This window comes from Oceanospirillum sp., from assembly GCF_048265165.1.
Classification (GTDB): Bacteria; Pseudomonadota; Gammaproteobacteria; order Pseudomonadales; family Halomonadaceae; genus Oceanospirillum.
In genome coordinates, this window is the sequence record NZ_JBLXCD010000006.1 from 116,660 (window position 1) to 136,409 (window position 19,750).

The 19,750-nt window shown below is 48.1% G+C and carries 16 protein-coding genes; 8 read left to right on the forward strand and 8 right to left on the reverse strand.

The annotated features are described in order from the left end of the window. Window positions 1-119 precede the first annotated feature (119 nt). Together ACN0R8_RS12525 and ACN0R8_RS12530 are read left to right on the forward strand one after the other, a co-directional pair. Window positions 120-422, forward strand: a complete 303-nt coding sequence (locus tag ACN0R8_RS12525) for a Fis family transcriptional regulator (RefSeq protein WP_417597898.1) — start codon at window positions 120-122, stop codon at window positions 420-422. Between the two features lie 170 nt (window positions 423-592). Continuing rightward, a complete protein-coding gene (locus ACN0R8_RS12530; RefSeq protein WP_417597900.1) occupies window positions 593-2,650 on the forward strand; it encodes a methyl-accepting chemotaxis protein in 2,058 nt (685 codons plus the stop codon). 245 nt (window positions 2,651-2,895) lie between these two features. Here ACN0R8_RS12530 and ACN0R8_RS12535 read toward each other — a convergent pair whose 3' ends face one another. Then, on the reverse strand, window positions 2,896-3,618 hold the full coding sequence (locus tag ACN0R8_RS12535) for an SDR family oxidoreductase (protein ID WP_417597902.1): 723 nt from the start codon (window positions 3,616-3,618) through the stop codon (window positions 2,896-2,898). Between the two features lie 126 nt (window positions 3,619-3,744). On the opposite strand from ACN0R8_RS12535, the gene ACN0R8_RS12540 reads away from it, so the two are divergent. Further along, window positions 3,745-4,659: a LysR substrate-binding domain-containing protein gene (locus tag ACN0R8_RS12540; RefSeq protein WP_417597904.1), complete on the forward strand. Its 915-nt coding sequence runs from the start codon at window positions 3,745-3,747 to the stop codon at window positions 4,657-4,659. Window positions 4,660-4,731: 72 nt separating this feature from the next. Further along, window positions 4,732-5,115 (forward strand): nuclear transport factor 2 family protein, encoded by a 384-nt coding sequence (locus ACN0R8_RS12545; RefSeq protein WP_417597906.1) that lies wholly within the window; start codon window positions 4,732-4,734, stop codon window positions 5,113-5,115. Between the two features lie 109 nt (window positions 5,116-5,224). Here ACN0R8_RS12545 and ACN0R8_RS12550 read toward each other — a convergent pair whose 3' ends face one another. After that, a complete protein-coding gene (locus ACN0R8_RS12550; protein ID WP_417597908.1) occupies window positions 5,225-5,932 on the reverse strand; it encodes a type 1 glutamine amidotransferase in 708 nt (235 codons plus the stop codon). A gap of 266 nt (window positions 5,933-6,198) precedes the next feature. Here ACN0R8_RS12550 and ACN0R8_RS12555 point away from each other — a divergent pair, with 266 nt between their 5' ends. Beyond that, window positions 6,199-7,971, forward strand: coding sequence for a DEAD/DEAH box helicase (locus ACN0R8_RS12555; RefSeq protein WP_417598090.1), 1,773 nt, complete (start codon window positions 6,199-6,201; stop codon window positions 7,969-7,971). Between the two features lie 139 nt (window positions 7,972-8,110). On the opposite strand, the gene ACN0R8_RS12560 is transcribed toward ACN0R8_RS12555, so the two are convergent. Together ACN0R8_RS12560 and ACN0R8_RS12565 are read right to left on the reverse strand one after the other, a co-directional pair. After that, a complete protein-coding gene (locus ACN0R8_RS12560) occupies window positions 8,111-9,487 on the reverse strand; it encodes a class II fumarate hydratase (RefSeq protein ID WP_417597910.1) in 1,377 nt (458 codons plus the stop codon). Window positions 9,488-9,590: 103 nt separating this feature from the next. Continuing rightward, window positions 9,591-10,289 carry a DUF3334 family protein gene (locus tag ACN0R8_RS12565; RefSeq protein ID WP_417597912.1) on the reverse strand — a complete coding sequence of 233 codons (699 nt, stop codon included), beginning with the start codon at window positions 10,287-10,289 and terminating at the stop codon, window positions 9,591-9,593. 162 nt (window positions 10,290-10,451) lie between these two features. On the opposite strand from ACN0R8_RS12565, the gene ACN0R8_RS12570 reads away from it, so the two are divergent. Further along, window positions 10,452-11,855 (forward strand): DASS family sodium-coupled anion symporter, encoded by a 1,404-nt coding sequence (locus tag ACN0R8_RS12570; RefSeq protein ID WP_417597914.1) that lies wholly within the window; start codon window positions 10,452-10,454, stop codon window positions 11,853-11,855. Window positions 11,856-12,001: 146 nt separating this feature from the next. Here ACN0R8_RS12570 and ACN0R8_RS12575 read toward each other — a convergent pair whose 3' ends face one another. From ACN0R8_RS12575 to ACN0R8_RS12590, 4 genes are all read right to left on the reverse strand, one after another. Then, a complete protein-coding gene (locus ACN0R8_RS12575) occupies window positions 12,002-12,394 on the reverse strand; it encodes a DUF3461 family protein (RefSeq protein WP_417597916.1) in 393 nt (130 codons plus the stop codon). A 405-nt stretch (window positions 12,395-12,799) separates the two neighbouring features. Next, window positions 12,800-13,693 carry a ribose-phosphate pyrophosphokinase gene (locus ACN0R8_RS12580; RefSeq protein WP_417597918.1) on the reverse strand — a complete coding sequence of 298 codons (894 nt, stop codon included), beginning with the start codon at window positions 13,691-13,693 and terminating at the stop codon, window positions 12,800-12,802. A 94-nt stretch (window positions 13,694-13,787) separates the two neighbouring features. After that, window positions 13,788-15,314, reverse strand: coding sequence for a thymidine phosphorylase family protein (locus tag ACN0R8_RS12585; RefSeq protein WP_417597920.1), 1,527 nt, complete (start codon window positions 15,312-15,314; stop codon window positions 13,788-13,790). A gap of 141 nt (window positions 15,315-15,455) precedes the next feature. Then, a complete protein-coding gene (locus ACN0R8_RS12590) occupies window positions 15,456-16,805 on the reverse strand; it encodes an EAL domain-containing protein (protein ID WP_417597922.1) in 1,350 nt (449 codons plus the stop codon). Between the two features lie 477 nt (window positions 16,806-17,282). Between ACN0R8_RS12590 and purU the strand changes: the two genes are divergently transcribed. Then, entirely contained in the window at window positions 17,283-18,137 is an 855-nt protein-coding gene (gene purU, locus ACN0R8_RS12595) for a formyltetrahydrofolate deformylase (protein ID WP_417597924.1), read from the forward strand. Between the two features lie 485 nt (window positions 18,138-18,622). Then, window positions 18,623-19,735, forward strand: coding sequence for a BamA/TamA family outer membrane protein (locus tag ACN0R8_RS12600; protein ID WP_417597926.1), 1,113 nt, complete (start codon window positions 18,623-18,625; stop codon window positions 19,733-19,735). Window positions 19,736-19,750: the final 15 nt, after the last annotated feature.

The window sequence follows — 19,750 nt, forward strand, 5'->3', positions numbered from 1 at the left end:
ATGACTCTGACAGGGGGCAACCCCATTGGCATTCGATAGTTTTAAGGGTGTAAACCTGCTGGACAGGCACCCTTTAACCGGCTTCCCGCGATACGCTTTCTTCTGAGGTTACTGCGACTATGCGCAAAACGGACAAGAAAACCGATAACCAGATTCGCCTCTTGCTGACGGATATCTGTGAAGACTTTATGAAAGAGTTTGACGGTTTTCAGTGGCTGACCCACGAGGCTGATTACAGGCGCTTTCCGGAGACGCTGAAGATTACACTGGTATTTGATCGTGGGGATAGTCTGGATGACTTTTTGCAATCTGGTGCCCGAAATGAGCTGATGTTTATGATTCAGCAGGAGTTGAGTCGTATTCCGGTCAAGCTACCGTGTGTCGAGGATCATATCGCATATGCTACGGAGCAGAAGGGGTAGCCAGTCAGCCTCTCAGACAGGCGGAGCTATTGTGTAACGCGCAGACGCTCTACTTCTGCAAGGATGCATAGGCTATGAGCATTCATTATCACTTACAAGTAGAGTGTTAATTCTTGAGTCCCCTTGTAGGGTATTAACTTTCATTGTATCTAATTCTTAAGATTACAATTTTGAATAGCAGGATTACTAATTTTTATTTTAGAGATCTCTTAATATTTTTTTCAGGCGCGATTAAAAATCATGCTGAGTTTTTCCATGAAAAATATGAAAAAATAGCGATTTTCTCTAAAAAAAGGAATATAGTTTTTGAGGTGTCGATTACTGACGGAATGGGATTAACCGCTATGAGTGCTAAATTAAAACTATTAATCTATATAGGCACCTTGTTTGTTGTCGCTATATTGATTGTGTCAATCACTGGCTATCTGAATTTCAAATCAGCTTCTGTTTTCAGTGCTACAAAAAAATTGGAGATAGAATCTTTCTTAATATCTAATGCGCTGGAGCAGCGTGTTCAGCGCTATTTCGATAGCCTCAATCTTATCGGTAGTGATTTGCCTATCGATAAAGATGGGAATATTGATGTTGATATAGTAGTGAAAAAACTAAAAGAGACAACCAAAGCTCTTGATGTTGTAGCAACAGTTGTAGCACTCGAAAGTGGACGAACGTTCATTGCAACCGGTGAAATAGCTGACTTTAACGCGAAAGATCTCGGACGAGAATGGTATGAGAGGATTTTCGCTGGAGAAAAGCAAATTATTACCAAACCATACAGAACTGCTGATACCGGCGAGCTCGTAATGGCATTTGCTGTTCCTGTCATGCGAGATAATAAAATTGCTGCGACCTTACTGATTAATACAAAAGTCCTGGGTATCACGCAGTTTGCACAGAGCCTTTCAGAAGAAAATCAGCTTATTGTCAGTCGTTCTGATGGTTTTATTCTTGCTGCCCCTGAAGCTGATAAAATTGGTGAAAACTTATTTGAACTTCAGCCTTCGTATAAAGCTTATAAAGATAAAGCAAGTAGTGAACATCGCTATAAATACGCGGGTGAAGAATATGTAGTTAACAGCGCCCGCATTGCGTCTTTAGGTTGGAGTGTTTGGACTCTGGATACAACCCGTCACATAAATGCACCTTCAAGTGCTAACCTGGTTGAAGGTTTGACATTCTCTATTGTTCTTATTTTGGTTGCATTAGGTGTTGTTTATTTTCTTGTTATGAAACTAATGTATGAACCTATCGGTGGTGAGCCAAAAGAAATCGAAGAGCTGGTAAAGCGTGTTGCAAATGGTGACTTAACACTGCAGGTATCTGAGACTGGAAAAGAAACAGGCATCTATGCAGCAACAATTTTGATGATTAATAATCTGAAGTCCATCATCAGAAATATTAATGAAGCTACGGACCAACTCAAAGCGTCGTCCGACAAAGTGACCATTGCTGCTGAAAAAACAAACAATAGCTCTGAGACACAAAGTATCCAGTTGGAAAATACTTCTACAGCTATGAATGAAATGACCATGACAGTTGAGGAAGTTGCGCGTAATGCATCACAAGCCTCAACCGCCGCAAAAGAAGCAAATGAGTACTCTGAGCAAGGTATTAATGTTGTTAAAGAGATGAACGATAATATCTCGACCCTACTATCTGGTCTTGAGAAAGTAATGGTCGTTACCACGAAACTTGAAAAAGAAACTCAGGGTATTGGCTCCATTTTAGAAGTCATCGATGCCATTTCTGAACAAACCAATTTATTAGCTTTGAACGCAGCAATTGAGGCTGCAAGGGCTGGGGAGCATGGCCGGGGCTTTGCTGTTGTTGCTGACGAGGTTCGTAGCCTGGCAAACCGTACGAAAGAAAGTACTAATGAAATACAAAGCTTAATCAGTAGTCTTCAGAATGAAGCTCAGCGTTCAGTTGACCTCATGCATAGTAATATAGAAGATGCAAGAACAACTGCTGGGAAATCTGATGCTGCAGATAAAGCGCTTCAATCAATTATAGAGTCTGTCTCTGTGATAGAGAATATGAATGCTCAGATTGCAACGGCGGCTGAGGAGCAAACTCATGTAGCATCGGAGATTAACGTCAATATTGTTGAAATTAATGACCTCGCAAAAATGACCTATGAGAGCTCTAATAGCAACAAAGATATGGCATCTGATCTGCAGAATTTGGCACTAACCCTGGATAAATCAGTTGATGTCTTTAAATTATAGTGCTTAAAGTCAATATGATGATATGAGGCTCTGCTTGGTGGTATTTTCTCCATGATGCCTGAAGAGAAAGTGGCAGCAATATAAAACGAGCTTTGCCGCGCCAGGTGTCCATTACCAGTGAATCTGTAGAGGTTTAAGCATCGCTCGCCTTTTGTAAGGCGAATATTTAAGCCCCAAAATATCATTCCCACATAGCTGTGGGAATGATGTTGAGGTCTAACGTTTCGTTATATGCTAAACCTGCTTTAAGGCTGCTGACGTGTTGCGGCGATCACCACATCACGGATGTTCACCCCCTGTGGCTGGGTATACATAAATACGGCAGTTCGGGCGATATCATCCGGTACTAGGATGCCACCCATTGATGTTTTCCAGGCTTCATAACCGTCGATAATCTCTTGGGATGTTGTGTGCCCCAATAGTTCTGTTTCTACCGCACCAGGGCAGATCGCCATTACCCGTACGCCTGAATCCGCCACTTCTTCACGCACATTTTCGGTGATCGCGGATACGGCAAATTTAGTGCCGCAGTAGGCGGCATGATTGGCAAAGGATTTTTTACCCGCAACCGAGCTGATATTAATGATGGTGCCCGAGTGCCGCGCTTTCATATCCTCCAGTACCGCTTGCATGCCGTTCATCAGGGCGAGGACGTTAACATCAAACATCTTCCGCCACTCGTCAGGGTCCTGTGACTCGATCTGTCCCAGTAACATCACACCGGCATTATTGATCAGGCAATCCACAGGGCCGTACTGTGCTTCCGCGTCTTTGATCGCCGAGTCAAACGCGACTCGATCGGTCACATCAACTTCCCGGCATAGGGTGTTAGGAAGGTTAAGGGCTTGAATATTGTCAAGGCGGCGGGCGACCAATAGCAGCGGATGCCCCTCTTCTGAGAAACGTTTTGCCATGGAGGCACCAATGCCTGAGCTGGCACCTGTGATGACGATCAGAGGTTTATTCATGTTCACGACTCCTGTTTTGAGAGGTCGGGCGGAATTGCCGATCCCTCTGTTGTAACTCTGGACGTATTGTGAACAAGACGATTATGATGATATATACGACTAATATGAAAACATTGTTTGGTATTTATGAACGATATTTATTGGCGCGGCATCATTGCGTTTAATCATGTGGCGGAGTTTGGCACTTTTACTGCGGCTGCGGAGGCCACGGGCTATTCAAAAGCCAATTTAAGCCAGCAGGTTACCGAGCTGGAGTCCCGACTTGGCGTACAACTCTTTTACCGCACTACCCGCCAGTTACGGCTTACGGAGATCGGTGAGGCGTATTACCGTAAAACCCGCCTTGCCCTACAGGAAATTGCCCTGGCATCCACTTGGGCCAGCCAGTCAACGGATGAGTTAAAAGGTGTTATCCGAATGAACGCTGTGGGAGGTTTATTGGGTGAGCAGCTTATTGCTCCATTGGTGATTGAGTTTCAGAAACAGCACCCAAATATCGAAGTTCATCTGGATTTCTCCAGCGTACAGGTTGATCTGATTGATCAACACTATGACCTTGTAGTGCGGCTGGGGCATATGCCTGATTCCACACTGCTTGCCCGTAAGCTTGGTACGATCAGGACACGCTATGTGGCAAGCCCTGAATTTATGAAAGTGAATAGGGCGATAAAGCACCCTGATGATTTAATTGGGTTGCCTTTGGTCTATGGCAGTGTTGACCAGTGGGTATTTTCTAATGGCGATGAAAAACAAACTCTTCGAGCAGAAGGAGGGATAAAAGTGATCAGTGGCCGGGTTATGCGCCATGCTGCCATGGCTGGCTTAGGGGTTACCCGTTTGACGGATGTTTATGTGCAGGCGGATCTTGATCATGGACGGCTTGTGGAGGTTTTGCCCGAGTGGACAGAATCAACACCAGTGTATTTAGTATGCCCGCCGCTGCGATATAAGCTTAACCGGGTCAGTGCGTTAATGGATTGGCTGAAAAAAGGGTTTGACGCGCGTTATAAACAGATACTGAAAGAGGGAGCCGCTGCCTGATTAAGGAAGGTTTTTTTGTCGGCGTGTTGGGTGTATGTTGATGGGCAGATTTCATATGACAGGTGTATCCAGATGAGTCAGAATCTTGAAGCAAACAAACAGAACGCAATTGAATTTTACAGAACAGCCTATCTTGGCGATCCGGTCAAAGCAGTAGAGCAGTATGTCGGTGCCGAGTATATACAACACAACCCGTTAGTCGGTGAGGGTAAGGCTGCTTTTATTGAGTACTTCAGTGAAATGGCCAGAGACTATCCGGATAAACGTATAGAATTTGTGCGGGCGGTGGCGGAAGATGATCTGGTTGCACTGCATACCCATCAGATATGGCCTAGGAATGACGAGTACGTGACGATGGATTTCTTTCGGTTTGATGAAAACGGTAAGATTGTGGAGCATTGGGACTCGATTCAGGGTGTGCCAAGTGAGACCAGGAACGGCAACCCGATGTATTGAGAAATAGTTAATGGGCTGTGAACGGGCAGCAAAGCACTGACCCTGACGGAAAACTGACAGAGCTTGCACCTGGCTGCGAACACACCATATGCTGCATGTTTCTATTCTATCAGGAGGCTAGGAACTCATTTACCGCGCGATTGAACCTACGGTTGCAGATTAAGCTATCATCCGTCACCTGTGCTTTTTTGATCTCTTCGGGCTTAAATTTTGCTGTTCGCTGATTTAGCAGTGCATTAAAAAACGGGCCACTAAATTCAGGGTGTCCCTGTACAGTGAGGATCTGGTTTTTATATCGGGTGATGTAGTTGGGACAAAACGCGTTACCCGCTAATACTTCAAAGCCTTGACCGGGTCTGATCACCTGATCTTGATGAACCGCAATCAGCTGCAAGTTATGGCCTGTTTTCAGAGCGCCTATATTCTGCCGAAGCTGCACGCCATAAACGCCCAGTCCCCAGCCTTTTTCAGATCGCTTTACGGCACCACCCAAAGCATGATTGATGACTTGGTGGCCGAAGCAGATGCCAAATAGTTTCTTCCTGCCGTAAAAGGCGTTGCGAATAAATTGAGACAGGCGACATACCCAGTCAAGACCATCATGGACGCCTGACGGGCTGCCGCCCACGATATAAGCATCACATTGGTTGATATCATCCGGCAACTCACCGGCTCGGTAAAGATCCCAGACCGTTACGGAGTCGCACTCATCCAGTCTGAGTTGTGTTCTCAGGCATTCGGTATAGCTACCGAAGGTGTCAACGAGTTCTGCAGGTACATCCCCGCATAGCAAGATACCAATCTTCATTGTTTTCATAACCCTGAGAGCCCAACGGGGCTGTCGGGCGGTAAAAAGTAAGGCCTGATGGGTTGTTCACCATTAGCAGGCTCTATTCAATTTGAGCGCTATAGTAATTATAAATGCAAATTAGCGCAAGTATGCTTTTATTGTGGTGTGAGATGACGACACAGAGCCACAGGAGGTGCCGGTACTATCTGTATAAATAATCAGCTATGTGCGGCTTGGACTGATAATTTTTGCTACTATTCGTTTCTCATTCTTCACCCGATATTACGCCCACTATGACCACGCCTTTTACCCTGCGCCCGTATCAGCAGGAAGCCGTTGATGCCACCCTTAAGCACTTTCGAAAATCCAGTGAAGCGGCAGTGATCGTGCTGCCTACAGGGGCCGGTAAGAGTCTGGTGATTGCGGAGTTGGCGCGTCTTGCGCGGCGTAAGATTCTGGTGCTGACTCATGTTAAGGAGCTGGTGGAGCAGAACCATGCCAAGTACCAGAGTTATGGCCTTAACGGCGGTATTTTCTCGGCGGGGTTGAAGCGTCGGGAAAGCCAGCATCAGGTGACCTTTGCCAGTGTTCAGTCGGTGTCTGCCAATCTGGATCAGTTTCAGCACGAATATTCCCTGATTATCATCGATGAGTGCCATCGGGTCAGCGGCGAGGATACCAGTCAGTATCAGCGAATTATCGAGCAGCTGCGACAGCAGAACGATAATCTTAAGGTTCTAGGGCTGACGGCCACGCCCTATCGGCTAGGGATGGGCTGGATCTACCGCTATCACCATCATGGCTTTGTCCGAGGCTCTAGTGAGGAGAAGGACAAGCCTTTTCGGCACTGTATTTATGAGCTGCCCCTCAGTTATATGATCCGCCGTGGTTATCTGACCAAGCCGGAACTGGTGGATGCGGCGGTGGCTCAGTATGACTTTTCTGTACTGGCGCAAAATAGCTTTGGCGAATACGCAGAAAAGGAGGTCAATCAGCTGTTAAGCAAGCATCAGCGGGTGACCCGAGCCATTATCGAGCAGGTGATGGAGCTGGCGGACAAACGCAAAGCCGTGATGATTTTTGCCGCTACGGTAGATCATGCGAAAGAGATCACGAGCTATCTTCCTCAATCCCAAACGGCGCTGATTACCGGAGCCACCGATCTTAAAACCCGGGATGATCTGATTCAACGTTTCAAGCTGCGTCAGCTGAAATATTTGGTCAATGTCTCGGTGCTGACTACGGGTTTTGATGCGCCCCATGTGGACTTTATCGCTATTTTACGCCCGACCCAGTCGGTGAGCCTGTATCAGCAGATTGTGGGCCGAGGCCTGCGGCTGGATGAGGGCAAGAGCGATTGTTTGGTGATCGATTATGCCGGTAATCATGTCAATTTGTATCATCCTGAAGTGGGTGAGAAGAAGCCCAATCCAGACAGCGAGCCGGTGCAGGTGTTTTGCCCCGGTTGTGGTTTCGCCAATATCTTTTGGGGCAAAAAGGATTCTCAGGGCCAGGTGATTGAGCATTATGGCCGCCGTTGTCAGGGCTTGCTCGGTCTTGATGATGACGGCAATCCTTTCGCTTCGGATCAGCCTCCAGTACAGTGCGATTACCGTTTCCGCTTTAAAGAGTGTGCCCATTGTGGGGCGGAGAATGATATTGCCGCCCGAAAATGCCATCAATGCCATACGGCTATTATCGATCCTGACGATAAACTAAAAGACGCGCTAAAGCTGAAAGATGCCTTGGTGATTCGTTGTGCCGGTATCAGTTTGAATATCAACGGCTCCAAGCTGAAAATCATCTATCACGGTGAAGATGGTGAGGAACTGACGGAATCCTTCGACTTTACCAAACCGGCTCAGCGGGCGGTGTTCAATAGGTTGTTCGGCCGACGGCTGGCCAATAGTCAGACTCCGGTGAACTTTAAGAGCGTTGAGGAGGTTGCTCAGGTGCAGTCTCTGCTGACAGCCCCAGATTTTGTCGTCGCCCGCAAACAGAAGCACTACTGGCAGATTCAGGATAGGGTCTTTGATTATCAGGGGCGATACAGAAAGGCTTTTTAGATCTGAGGTATCGGTATGTTCGGCCTGCTAAAGGCATAAGAAAGAAAACCGGAAGTACAGGCCTGTACTTCCGGTTTTTAGCGTTTAGGTTGAATGAGACTGTCTTATTTCAGCGGAGGTATGCTGTGAAATAAGAGGCTCAGATTCCCCCTCGGGTTAGTTTTTCCGGTGCCAGAAGTTGTCTCAGCTCTTCCCGGGAAAGATCGGTGTTTTCTTCTGCAACATCCAATACCGGGCGGCCCTCTTTATAAGCCTTCTTGGCAATTTCTGCCGCTTTCATATAGCCGATAATAGGGTTCAGGGCGGTGACCAGAATAGGGTTACGGGCGAGGGCTTGCTTCAGATTATCCTCATTGACCGTAAAGGTAGCAATGGCCTTATCCGCCAGCAGCCGTGACGTGTTGGCGAGCAGGGTAATGCTCTCCAGCAGGTTTCGGGCAATCATCGGCAGCATCACATTCAGTTCAAAATTACCGGATTGTCCACCAATGGTTACCGCGGCATCATTACCTATAACCTGAGCCGCCACCATGGCGGTGGCTTCAGGTATTACCGGATTTACCTTGCCGGGCATAATGGATGATCCCGGTTGCAGGGCCTCTAGCTCAATCTCACTAAGGCCCGCCAGGGGGCCTGAGTTCATCCAGCGTAAGTCGTTGGCAATTTTCATCAGGGATACAGCGGTCATTTTGAGCTGCCCGGAGACAGATACGGCGATGTCCTGAGTCCCTATATGAGTGAACAGATTGATGGCCGGTACAAACTTCAGACCGGTTAGCTGACTCAGCTCCAGCGTGAATTGCTGAGAAAAATCCGGATGAGCATTAATTCCTGTACCTACGGCTGTGCCGCCCTGAGCAAGACTGTGCAGCATCGGCTGGGTGTTTTTCAGGGCTTCAATATTCTGATCGATCTGGGTGGCCCAGCTCAGAAGCGCCTGATCAAACCGAATCGGCATGGCATCCATCAGATGGGTACGACCGGTTTTAATATGTTGGCTGACGGACGCCGCTTTCTCTGTAATGGTATCGGACAGATGTGCTAGCGCTGGCAGGAGCTTTTCGTTTAACTCCAGTGCGGCACTGATATGAATAGTTGAAGGAATGATGTCGTTGCTGCTTTGACCGTAGTTGACATCATCGTTGGGGGATACTGAACGGTTGCAGATCTTGCTGGCCAGGGTGGCGAGGACTTCATTGGCGTTCATATTCGAGCTTGTGCCGGACCCTGTCTGGAAAACATCAACCGGGAAGTGAGCCATAAAGTCATTCTGTTCAAGCAGCTGATCTACAGCTTTGGCGATGGCCGATGCAATGTCAGCATCCAATAGCCCCAGGTTGGTATTGGCTTTGGCGGCGGCTTTTTTAGCCAGCAGCAGTGCTCGGATAAAAGATGCGGGCATCCCCTGGCCGCTGATAGGAAAGTTGTTAATGGCTCTTTGGGTTTGGGCTCCATAAAGAGCGTCCTGAGGGACCTCCAGTTCGCCCATGCTGTCGTGTTCAATACGTGTTGTCATATTTTTTTCCTGATGGGCTGGTCTGCCCACCGGATCTGATGACATCCGGCGGGCTGGTCTGGGTTATTGCTAGGAAAGGGTTGTTGCCAGAAAAGGGGGCGGATCAGATCCCCAGGTCGTTCATCAGATCATCATGGTCATTATTGCTCTGGGCCTCAGGGGTCGCACGCTTTCCTGAGTGCCGTGGGTTATCCGCCAGAATATCATCCGGGTTTTCCAGCTCATCCTCGTCGAAATCATGGAGCTTGATGAACTCTGTTTTGTCCATGGAGAGCTCAAGGTAGAAGATATTGTTATCTTCAGTGTTAAAGGTCACTCGACGGGACTGGGGCTGATCCAGAGTTGTATTTACCGAGATCTGAACCTGCTTGTTGATCGCCATCATCTTCGGTTGGCTCTGGGTGATAGAAGTTCTTAGCTGATGGCGTACCTTGTTGGTAAAGTCACCGACGATCTGATTCATAATCTCACCCATTACATTACCTACCTCGTCCGAGGTGTGGAACTGGGCCAGCTCACTCTCAGGCATCCCCATGCTTAGCAAGTATTTGCGATAGATCTCCATGGCGGCTTCTGCGGTGAAGTTGATAATAACCAGTCCGGAAAAGCCGCCATCAAATAATACAAAGCAGCCTATATCCGGTCGCAGGCAGGTTTTGTTGATTTTCTGCACCATAGGTGAATATTCCACCTTTCTATTACCGGCGTTTTTCAGTACTTCATTTACCGAGTGGCAGAGAATCAGGAGAACTTCCTCTGTGGTTATTGCTCGTGAGCGTTTGGTAGTGGCTAGCTTGTTCACAGTAAACCTCTTTTTTGATTCGGCCTGACATGGTTTATGCATGGATATTACTTACTTTTTCAAAGAATGCCCATTTATCCATGTTGTAATTTGTTGAGAGCGTGACCGATGTCTGTAACCGGAGTGTTTCTGTCTGATGTTATTTTCTGACAGGATAGGTTTATGAATTCTTTTTTCGTGGTAAAGCTTGGTAGAATGCCTTTTTCAGCCTCTTTATATGGAGCGATCAGCGTGCAACGCACTCATATCACTTTGTTATTGTCGGTATTATCAGGTTTAGGCATTTTTTATGGCACGGATCTGGATCTGCAGCTGAGAATCGGTCTGGCGATTCTGACTTCTGTGGCTCTGCTTTGGATGACGGAGACTTTTCATATCACGGTAACCGCCCTTCTGGTGCCGATTCTGGCGGTGGCATCTGGTGTCTTTACTGTACCGGAAGCGATGAAGAACTTTGCCAATCCAATTATTTTCCTCTTTCTGGGTGGTTTTGCTCTGGCTTCAGCGCTGCATAAGCAGCGGTTGGATGAGCGTATCGCAGGGCTGGTGATCAGGGCCGCACGGGGAAGAATGCTGTTAGCCAGTGTGCTACTTTTTTTGACCGCTGCATTTGTCTCTATGTGGATTTCAAATACAGCCACAACAGCTATGATGCTGCCTTTGGCGCTGGGTATGCTGAGTCGTCTGCCCTATGAACAGAACCGTAATACCTATTGGTTTGTGCTGCTGGGGGTCGCTTACTCTGCCAATATTGGCGGCATAGGTACCCTGGTTGGCAGTCCGCCTAATGCCATTGCAGCGGCGGCCGTCGGTATCAGTTTTGCTGAGTGGATGAAGATCGGTATACCCGCTGTTTTGCTGATGTTTCCTGTTATGTTGGCGCTATTATGGCTGGCCTTTCGTCCGGATCTGTCTCATACATTTGATATGGATAGTGATGCCAGGCCGATGGGCACTCAGCAGTGGCTTACTTTAGGGGTTTTTCTAGTCACCGTTGCACTCTGGTTGTTCAGTAAGCCGGTTTCGCAGTTTATGGGAATCAGCAAAAGCTTTGATTCCTTGGTTGCACTCTTTGCCATTGTATTGCTGTGCGCTTTGAAGCTGGTGAACTGGAAGGATATCGAGCAGTCTGCGGATTGGGGCGTTCTGCTGCTGTTTGGTGGTGGTCTGACGTTATCTGCTGTTCTGAAAGCGACCGGTTCCAGTGTATTTCTGGCGGAGTCGATCAGCGGCTTTTTGGCAGGGGCTCCGCTGATTATTTTTATGCTGGTGATTACCGCTTTTGTGGTCATGCTGACAGAGATCGCCAGCAATACGGCCAGTAGTGCGCTGCTGGTGCCTATTTTTGTTTCTATTGCTCAGGCGATGGGGTTGTCGCCCGTCATATTAGCAGCGGTTATCGCCATTTCTGCTTCCTGTGCTTTTATGCTGCCGGTGGCAACACCACCCAATGCTATCGTGTTTGGCTCCGGCTATGTGCCGCAACAGCAAATGATGCGGGCGGGAGCGTTGCTGAATATCGCGATGATAGGCCTGATCGGTGTGGCCAGCTGGTTGATGCTGTAGTACGGGCGGGACTAAAAACAAAGGTGAAGGTCTGATATAAAAAAACGGAGCATCTTTCTTATGAAAGCGCTCCGTTTTTTGTCGTACAGCTTAGCCATTCAAGGCACAAGAGAGCTAAATTAGTTCACTCATGCGGCTGTGGGCTTTTATAGCTCTTCAATCTGACGGCGAATATCTGATATTTTGCGCTGAACTACTTTTTCCAGATGTTCGATCTCTTCCAGTAGCAGCTCTTTTTTATCTTCCGCTCTGTGTTCCGTAGCCACCAGCTTCTCAAGCTCATCAACGGCATGGAGATAAATTGTCGATGGCTCAGTGGTCGGGCGGTACGTCACTAGGCCTTCATTGACACGACGGTCTTTATGAATCCGTGGAAACTTAAATTTTTTGCTCTTGGCAAACCAGTCACCGTGGTGGCGCTGGAAATAGATTTTCAGAATGTCGTGGTCACCTTCAGTGCGAGAGGTGAATTTTTCGATATCACGGACATTCTCGATACCCATTTTTTTCAGGGTTTCAAAGCCGTCTTCCATACTCATGGCAACTTCCTTTAAGTCGGCAGGAAAAACAAAGAAACACCTGATTAAGCATGGCCCCGAACCACAATTCAGCAAGGTCGCAGCGTTAATCAACAGTGTTTGAGAGTAAACTTTAGTCTAGGGTAAGATTTTAGCCCAGCTGGCGCAGGCTTTCTAATGAATAGGCGACATTTTCTTTAGTGGATATGACATTTGGTGTTTTTAACTGAAGGTCTTTATTTTTGTAGTCTTACGGCGATATTTAGTTGGGCGTGGTAGGGGATTTTGTTATTGTTTTCAGAGCATTCAGTGCTGCCGAAGCATTCCGATTACACTGGCGAAACATAAGGTAACGGAAGTTACACCTTAAGCCCGCTTACACAGGTAAGCGGGCGGATTTTTCCGGTGATTAACGTACTACTGTGTTTAGTTTTCAGTGAATGTGTTTTGTGCCGCTCTGGCCAGATCCGGGGCCATATCGATGCCGTTGCTGATGTGGCAAACCGTATTACAGGTAACAACTTTTTCGACGTGGGCTTTCTGTATCTGTTGGTAGGCCTGATCTGCAAACAAGCCGTGAGTGCCGATACAGACGGCTTTTTGCATCCCGGCGGTCTGAAGGTGCTTAATGGTTTCAATCATGGTGTGCCCACTGGAGATAATGTCATCTACCAGAACGGGTGTATGCTGTTGATAACGTTCGACATGGGGTAGTGAGACGCTGACATCACGATCACCGTGGCGCTCCTTCAGCAGAACCTCAAAAGGCGCATCTGCCAGCTGAGCGACTTCAGCAACCCACTGCTCACTTTCACTGTCCGGCCCGATCAGCAGAGGACGCTTAACTTCCTGGCTGATCCACTGGGCGACAGATTTCGCTGAAGCCACAACCTGACTGGGTATGGTGTAGATCTCATCGAGGGAGTGGTAACGGTGCAGGTGTGGGTCAACGGTAATAAGGTGGTCAAAGCTCTGACTTATCAGGCGGGCAAAGTAGATAGACGTGATACATTCACCTTCGTGAAAGCGCTTATCCTGGCGCATATAGGCTAGGTAGGGTGCGATCAGAACTACCTGACGGGCACCCATCTCTTTCAGCGTTTCAGCCAGATAGATCAGGGGTAAGAATTTTTCATCTGGCTGATACAGTGTACAGAGTATCAGGGTCACGCGGTCTTTAACGGGGGAGATCACCTGCAGGTAACTCTCCCCATCGGGGAAGCGCCGTTGGTTCAGCTGTCCTTCCTCTGCATCCAGTTGCTGTATTAGCCCTTTTTTCAGGCTACTGGCATCGTTCAGGTCGAATAGAATCGGAGTCATAAATCAGTACTTCTGCTTGTTTGATGCCCGCATGGGGCTCTTTTATTTTATTTGTCGTCGTCTGAGGTTGCCGGGTTTGATGTGATGGTCTGGCTCAGGTCTGAATCCGTATCATATCTTTGTGATCCTGCAGAAATTCAATGGCGTAGTTCAGGGCACCGGGGCTTTCTGCATGAACCATCAGCAGGGTATCCCCCTGAAGGACGGTATGACCAAGTTTGACATTCAGGGTGACACCTGCGGCTAAATCCTCCGGAGCACCTGCCAGTTTGGCAAGTTTTGCCAGGTGTCGATTGTCGATCCCGGTAACTTTACCGGAGGTTTCACTACTCCAGCTATATTGGTAATGGGCGGTAGGGGGCTGTTTAAACCCGCCCTGCATGTTACATATCCGATGGAATTTCTGCCAGGCGGTGCCGTTTTCTAAGGTTTTACAGGCCTTTTCCCAGCCTTCACCTGCTTGGGCCAGCCCTGCCATTTCAAGGATCTTTCCGGCCAGAAGTAAAGCGCGTTCTTTCAGGTCCTGCGGAGCATCAACGTCATTTTTAAGTACTTTGATAATATCCACGGCTTCCAATGCCGGCCCGATACCGTGGCCGACAGGTTGAGTTCCGTCAGTGCAGATGACTTCAACCTTCAGTCCCAGGGCTGCACCGGTATTGATCAGTAGGCGGGAGAGCAGATGAGCAGCTTCGTCAGAGCGCACTTTTGCGGTTGGGCCAACAGGAATATCGATCAGGACATGACTGGAACCGGCGGCGATTTTTTTTGATAGTACTGATGCAACCATCTGACCTTCGCTATCCAGATCAAGCTCCCGTTCGGCACGAATCAGAATATCATCGGCAGGACTCAGGTGAACGGAGCCTCCCCAGGCGAGGCAGCCCCCTTCCTGGTTGACAACCTGCTGCAGCACATCCAGGTCCAGCTCGACATCGGTCATGGTGCTCATGGTATCGGCGGTTCCGGCGGGGGATGTGATTGCACGGGATGAGGTTTTAGGCATGATGCCACCGCAGGCGGTCACTATGCTGACGACGATCGGGGTGGTTCGGTTGCCGGGTAGCCCGCCAACACAGTGTTTATCTACGACCAGAGGCTGCTGCCAGTCCAGATTTTCCCCGGCTTCCAACATGGCCCGGGTCAGGCAGATAATTTCGTCCTGGTCCAGGTTGTCACCGGCACAGGCGGTAATAAAGGTTGCCAGATGTACGTCTGCGTAAAGTCCGGCGATAATATCCTGAATGATACTTTTCATCTGTGCATCATTCAGTCGGTGACCATATACTTTGTGGCGCAGGTGACTCAGGGAGCGGATCGGTTTTGGATGACAGACATGGACAATGCTGCCATCCGGGGCATTCAACGCTTTTGCTGCTGAGTTAGACAGGCCGATTTCTCCGGGGGCGAGGAGGGCCTCGTTGTCGACAATATGCAGGGTGGCAATAATACGGGAGTGCTCGTTATCGATCTGCACTCTTGATGCTGTGGTGAACCCCTCTGCCCGGCACACATGGCTGTTGCGTCGCAGGTAAACGGTAGGCTCCTGGTGTGTGTCGATACCCAGTGAGCGTATAACTAGTGGAAAAGGTTGTTTTTCGGTGTCGAATACGGCGGTCATAATTCCCTTCTCTGTCGGCCTGTGACCATGAGATGAAAGGGCATATTAGACTCTGTATGCGGGTGTGACAATCTGAACCTGAGATCAATAGCGTGCTGCAGGGTAGCATTTTCCGGGAGTCAGGCCGCTACTTGTATCGGGCTATTCATCTGATCCGGAGGACTGAGAGATCATTCTCCCCTGCTGCAACAAATTTCCGGCGGCATCAATGTAACGTGAATCCACATCGCAACAGAGAACATAACGCTTGTTGTTATGCTTGAAGGCTATAGCGAATGTAACATCAATACTGGCGTCCGGCAGTGCTAGGTATGGACGGGAAATACAGACGCGATCAGGGGATTCGATCGCCCGCTGAAAGTATTTTCGCCTTGCCCAGTTTGCCCCTTGAGCATGTTTCAGTGGATGGTATGGGTTGTTATTCTCAGTATGGGTCGGAGCGATAGTGCGGGTGATTTGACAGCCGTCACCATCGAGTAAAAATATACGGCGACAGCCTTCCTGTTCCAGTAACAACTTACTGCTCTGCTCAAAGCTTTGCTCCTGACGAAGCAGGTCAGCACAGGTGGTCATAAGGTTTTCAAATGTCGTCAGTTGAGACTGAAAATTAACACGCCGCTGCCGCTGGTGGCTGGCGTATTCTTTATGTAGGTTATCTATGGTGCTGGGCAGGTCATGATGTGCCTGACCATCAGCGGTGGGGCGGGCAAAATAGAAGCCCTGTACCATATCAGCATCTGTATCCATAGCCAGCAAGGCCTCATCCTGATTTTCAATACCCTCGATCAGGACCAGTGACTCCGTTTCCCTCAGCAGGCTGACCAGGCGCGGGAATATGCGGCGGGCTCTGGGTTGCTGATGGGCGTTACGCACCATGGAACGATCCAGCTTGACTATATTCGGATTGATCTTCCAGATACGGTCAAAGTTGGACTGACCGGTACCAAAATCATCGATGGCGACTAGGAATCCGGCATTACGGAACTCCTGTACAAACTCCGCCAGAAGCATTTCGTCATGCACCGCGTCTTCCAGAATTTCCAGAACGATCTGGCCCGGTTGAAAGCCAAATTCCGCCAGAGTACGGCGTATTCCTGCTGCATCCATATTACTCTGACGTATCTCCTCCCCACGGATATTAAGAAATAGCCAACCATCTTTTATACCCAGCTGTCGGAAGTTCATCAGGTGCAGAGCTCGGCTGATCCGATCCAGGTGGCAGATTTGAGTCGGTGTATGGCACCGGGCAAAAAGAGCCAGAGGTGACTCCAGGGTTTGCCCCAGAAACGGGCGCATCAATGCTTCGTAACCGACGGTGCGTTGGTGTGTCAGTGAAATAATGGGCTGATAGTGGCTATGCAGAGCATAACCTGAAAAATGTCCGAAAAAACGCCCCTGATCCCGGCCTATCCTATTAGGATGAATCCCTAGTTGGCGGATATGCTCAGGCGCTGATAGGTGGCTGTCGGACAAATATTGTTTTGTAACCATTATGCACTGTCCTGTGGTAAGGGGTATGCTCATGATGCACAAAACAGGCCAGAATACCGAGAAACTTTACTGGCAGGAAAGCACCATAATTCAGCATGTTGCGATGCTTTATGCTCAAGGCTGGAATTTTTAATGCTCTATTTTAGTGCCTGTAATGTTTTTTTATTTTGCTTTGTACTTTTTTGGTGCGCCTCTGTTTTTCTTGGCGTGACATTCTTCAGATTAGCACTCTTTTTTATACCATAGTTATGTGATTTAAACGCACTGGGCAGACGTGATGCTTAAAGCTGTAGTCTATAGCGTTGGTTTTGCCTTGCGCAGGTGCAAAAGAGGTCTTTTGGTGTAAAATACCGGCTCTGAATTTTTTACGAATTGTCGTCTAAAGGATTGTTGAATCAATTGGTTAGGCGGCCGCCGCTGTAGCCCTTTGATAATAACCAATCGGGCACCCTGAACTGAATGAGTTGATTGGTAGATATGGAACGGACATATACCTTAGTAATCTCCTGCCCTGACCGGGTAGGCATTGTAGCAAAAGTCAGTAACTTCCTGGCGATGTATGGTGGTTGGATTACCGAAGCCAGTCATCACTCTGACCGGATGGCGAACTGGTTTTTTATGCGTCATGAGATTCGGGCTGATACTGTTCCCTTTGATCTGGAAGAGTTCCGTACGGCTTTTGCGCCGATCGCCCGTGAATTTGAAATGGATTGGTTTATTTCAGATTCTGATCAGAAAAAGCGTGTGGTGCTGATGGCCAGTAAAGAGTCGCACTGCCTGGTGGATCTGTTGCATCGTTGGCAGAGTGGTGAGCTTAAAATTGAAATTCCCTGTGTGATATCCAACCATGAGGATTTTCGTGATCTGGTGGAGTGGCATGGTATTGCGTATCACTATGTTCCGGTGGACAAGAATAATAAGCAGGCATCCTTCGATAAAGTTGAGCAGCTGGTCGAAGAGGCGAATGCTGATTGTGTTGTCCTTGCGCGCTATATGCAGATCCTGCCACCGAATATATGTCAGAAATATGCTGGACGCGTTATCAATATTCACCATAGCTTTTTGCCGTCTTTCGCTGGTGCGAAACCTTATCACCAGGCCTATGAGCGCGGTGTGAAGCTGATTGGTGCTACCTGTCATTATGTTACAGCTGAGCTCGATGCTGGCCCTATTATTGATCAGGATATTCAACGGGTAAGCCACAGGCACACGATCGAAGATATGGTACGACTGGGTAAAGATGTTGAGAAGGCGGTTCTGGCCCGTGGTTTGCGCTGGCATATTGAGGACCGAGTCCTGGTGCATGAGAATAAAACTGTCGTTTTTAACTGATCAGGGTAGCGTCTTTTGTAGGATATCTCTTACACGCAAAAAGGCAGTTCGCTTCTATTGTGTTCGTCGAGGATGTTTTAGAATGAAGTCTCTCGGGGAAATGTAGAAAAGCGCAATGGAAGCGAGTCCATGGAAAGGACTGTTATCGTATGTAGAGAGCCTCCAAGGATTGGAGGCTTTTTTTTGCCCGAAATACTCAATTAGTGTTTTAGCTTTCTGTTTTAGTTTTCTCGGGGGCTATTCGGCTTTTATTCTTCCCTCTGCTTTTGTCATTTTTCCCTGACTTATCTGTTTCCTGCTTTTACTTTCTGTCTCGGTGTTTCTTTGCCTGCGCTTAAATCACACTAAAGGGCGTGCTGCTGAGCCCGTCCCCCAAGATGACTGTTAATTTTTATCTTTTAACGGCTGCTATGCACCAATAGAATAGCGGCACCCGTAATGAGAGTGTTGATATTTTAATGCCAGTCCATCGCAAGGATATTGCTGTGATTATTCAAAAAGAGCCTTTTCGTCTTTTGACCTTTTGTTTTGCCATGATTGTTGGTTTGTCGTGCGTACTAATGAGCTCTCAGGTTAAGGCGGAGCGGATTATTATCCCTGTTGCGTTCAGCACACCGGATACAGGGTTTGCAGGTGGTGGTGCTGTGATCTGGGCGATACCAAACCCAGAAGCGGGTGAGAATAAAAAAGATACAGTGAATGCTTTTGGCTACTTGTCGCAAAAAGGCCAAGTGATGCTGGCGTTGAGTTCCAGCTTGTATCGCAGTGAGGGCTCCATGTTACTGGAACCGTCCGTGGCTTTTGGTAAAAGTGTTTCTACCAGCCATGGTATTGGTTCTCTCAGTCGCACGGGTTCTGAAGAAAGCTACGAAGCTGAGTATGTTCGTCTTAATTTTATGGCGGGCTGGCGCTTATTAAAAGATAGTTATTTTGGCCCTGCAATAAGCCTTCAACACCGCAAGTATACTGATCTTTCTGAGGCAAGAGGGCTTAAGGATTATCTGGCCGACAATAATGAGAAAATGCAGTCTACGCGGCTTGGTTTAGGTTTTCAGTTAAAGCGTGATACTCGGGATAATAGCTTCTACAGTCAAAAAGGAGTGTTTAGTGAGGCTGAATTTTTGGCCTTTGATACATCATGGGGTAGTGACTATAACTTTAATCTTTTTGGTTTGGAGCATCGTCGTTTTATCCCTCTTGATTCGCGTTCTGTATTGGCCATTCAGGGAAAAATTAAAGCAGTTAGTGGTCATGCTCCCTATGACCAGATGCCTGCAATTGGTGGTGCTCAAAGCATCCGGGGACTGCTGCAGAATCGCTATCGTGATGAGCTGGCACTGTCCGGTCAAGTTGAGTGGCGCCGGATTTTGACAGATAAATGGGGTATGGCGGTCTTTAGTGGCTTTGGCGATGTGTTTCCATCCTTCGATCAGGTTAGTGCTTCTGATCTGAAGTACGCTCTTGGGGTTGGTGGTCGCTATGCTCTGGGCCAGAAGCAGCGGGTTAATCTACGCCTGGATTTTGGCTATAGTGACGCACTGGGTGATGCAGAAGCAGATGGCTTCAATGTCTATTTTCAGGTGGGTGAAGCGTTCTGATTGCTTTGAACCAGG

Bases quoted from the DNA above. Each gene is read 5' to 3' on its own strand.
- ACN0R8_RS12525 (WP_417597898.1), top strand. From the start codon at position 120: ATGCGCAAAACGGACAAGAAAACCGATAACCAGATTCGCCTCTTGCTG.
- ACN0R8_RS12535 (WP_417597902.1), bottom strand. From the start codon at position 3,618: ATGAATAAACCTCTGATCGTCATCACAGGTGCCAGCTCAGGCATTGGT.
- ACN0R8_RS12540 (WP_417597904.1), top strand. From the start codon at position 3,745: ATGAACGATATTTATTGGCGCGGCATCATTGCGTTTAATCATGTGGCG.
- ACN0R8_RS12545 (WP_417597906.1), top strand. From the start codon at position 4,732: ATGAGTCAGAATCTTGAAGCAAACAAACAGAACGCAATTGAATTTTAC.
- ACN0R8_RS12550 (WP_417597908.1), bottom strand. From the start codon at position 5,932: ATGAAAACAATGAAGATTGGTATCTTGCTATGCGGGGATGTACCTGCA.
- ACN0R8_RS12555 (WP_417598090.1), top strand. From the start codon at position 6,199: ATGACCACGCCTTTTACCCTGCGCCCGTATCAGCAGGAAGCCGTTGAT.
- ACN0R8_RS12560 (WP_417597910.1), bottom strand. From the start codon at position 9,487: ATGACAACACGTATTGAACACGACAGCATGGGCGAACTGGAGGTCCCT.
- ACN0R8_RS12570 (WP_417597914.1), top strand. From the start codon at position 10,452: ATGAATTCTTTTTTCGTGGTAAAGCTTGGTAGAATGCCTTTTTCAGCC.
- ACN0R8_RS12575 (WP_417597916.1), bottom strand. From the start codon at position 12,394: ATGAGTATGGAAGACGGCTTTGAAACCCTGAAAAAAATGGGTATCGAG.
- ACN0R8_RS12580 (WP_417597918.1), bottom strand. From the start codon at position 13,693: ATGACTCCGATTCTATTCGACCTGAACGATGCCAGTAGCCTGAAAAAA.
- ACN0R8_RS12585 (WP_417597920.1), bottom strand. From the start codon at position 15,314: ATGACCGCCGTATTCGACACCGAAAAACAACCTTTTCCACTAGTTATA.
- ACN0R8_RS12590 (WP_417597922.1), bottom strand. From the start codon at position 16,805: ATGGTTACAAAACAATATTTGTCCGACAGCCACCTATCAGCGCCTGAG.
- purU (WP_417597924.1), top strand. From the start codon at position 17,283: ATGGAACGGACATATACCTTAGTAATCTCCTGCCCTGACCGGGTAGGC.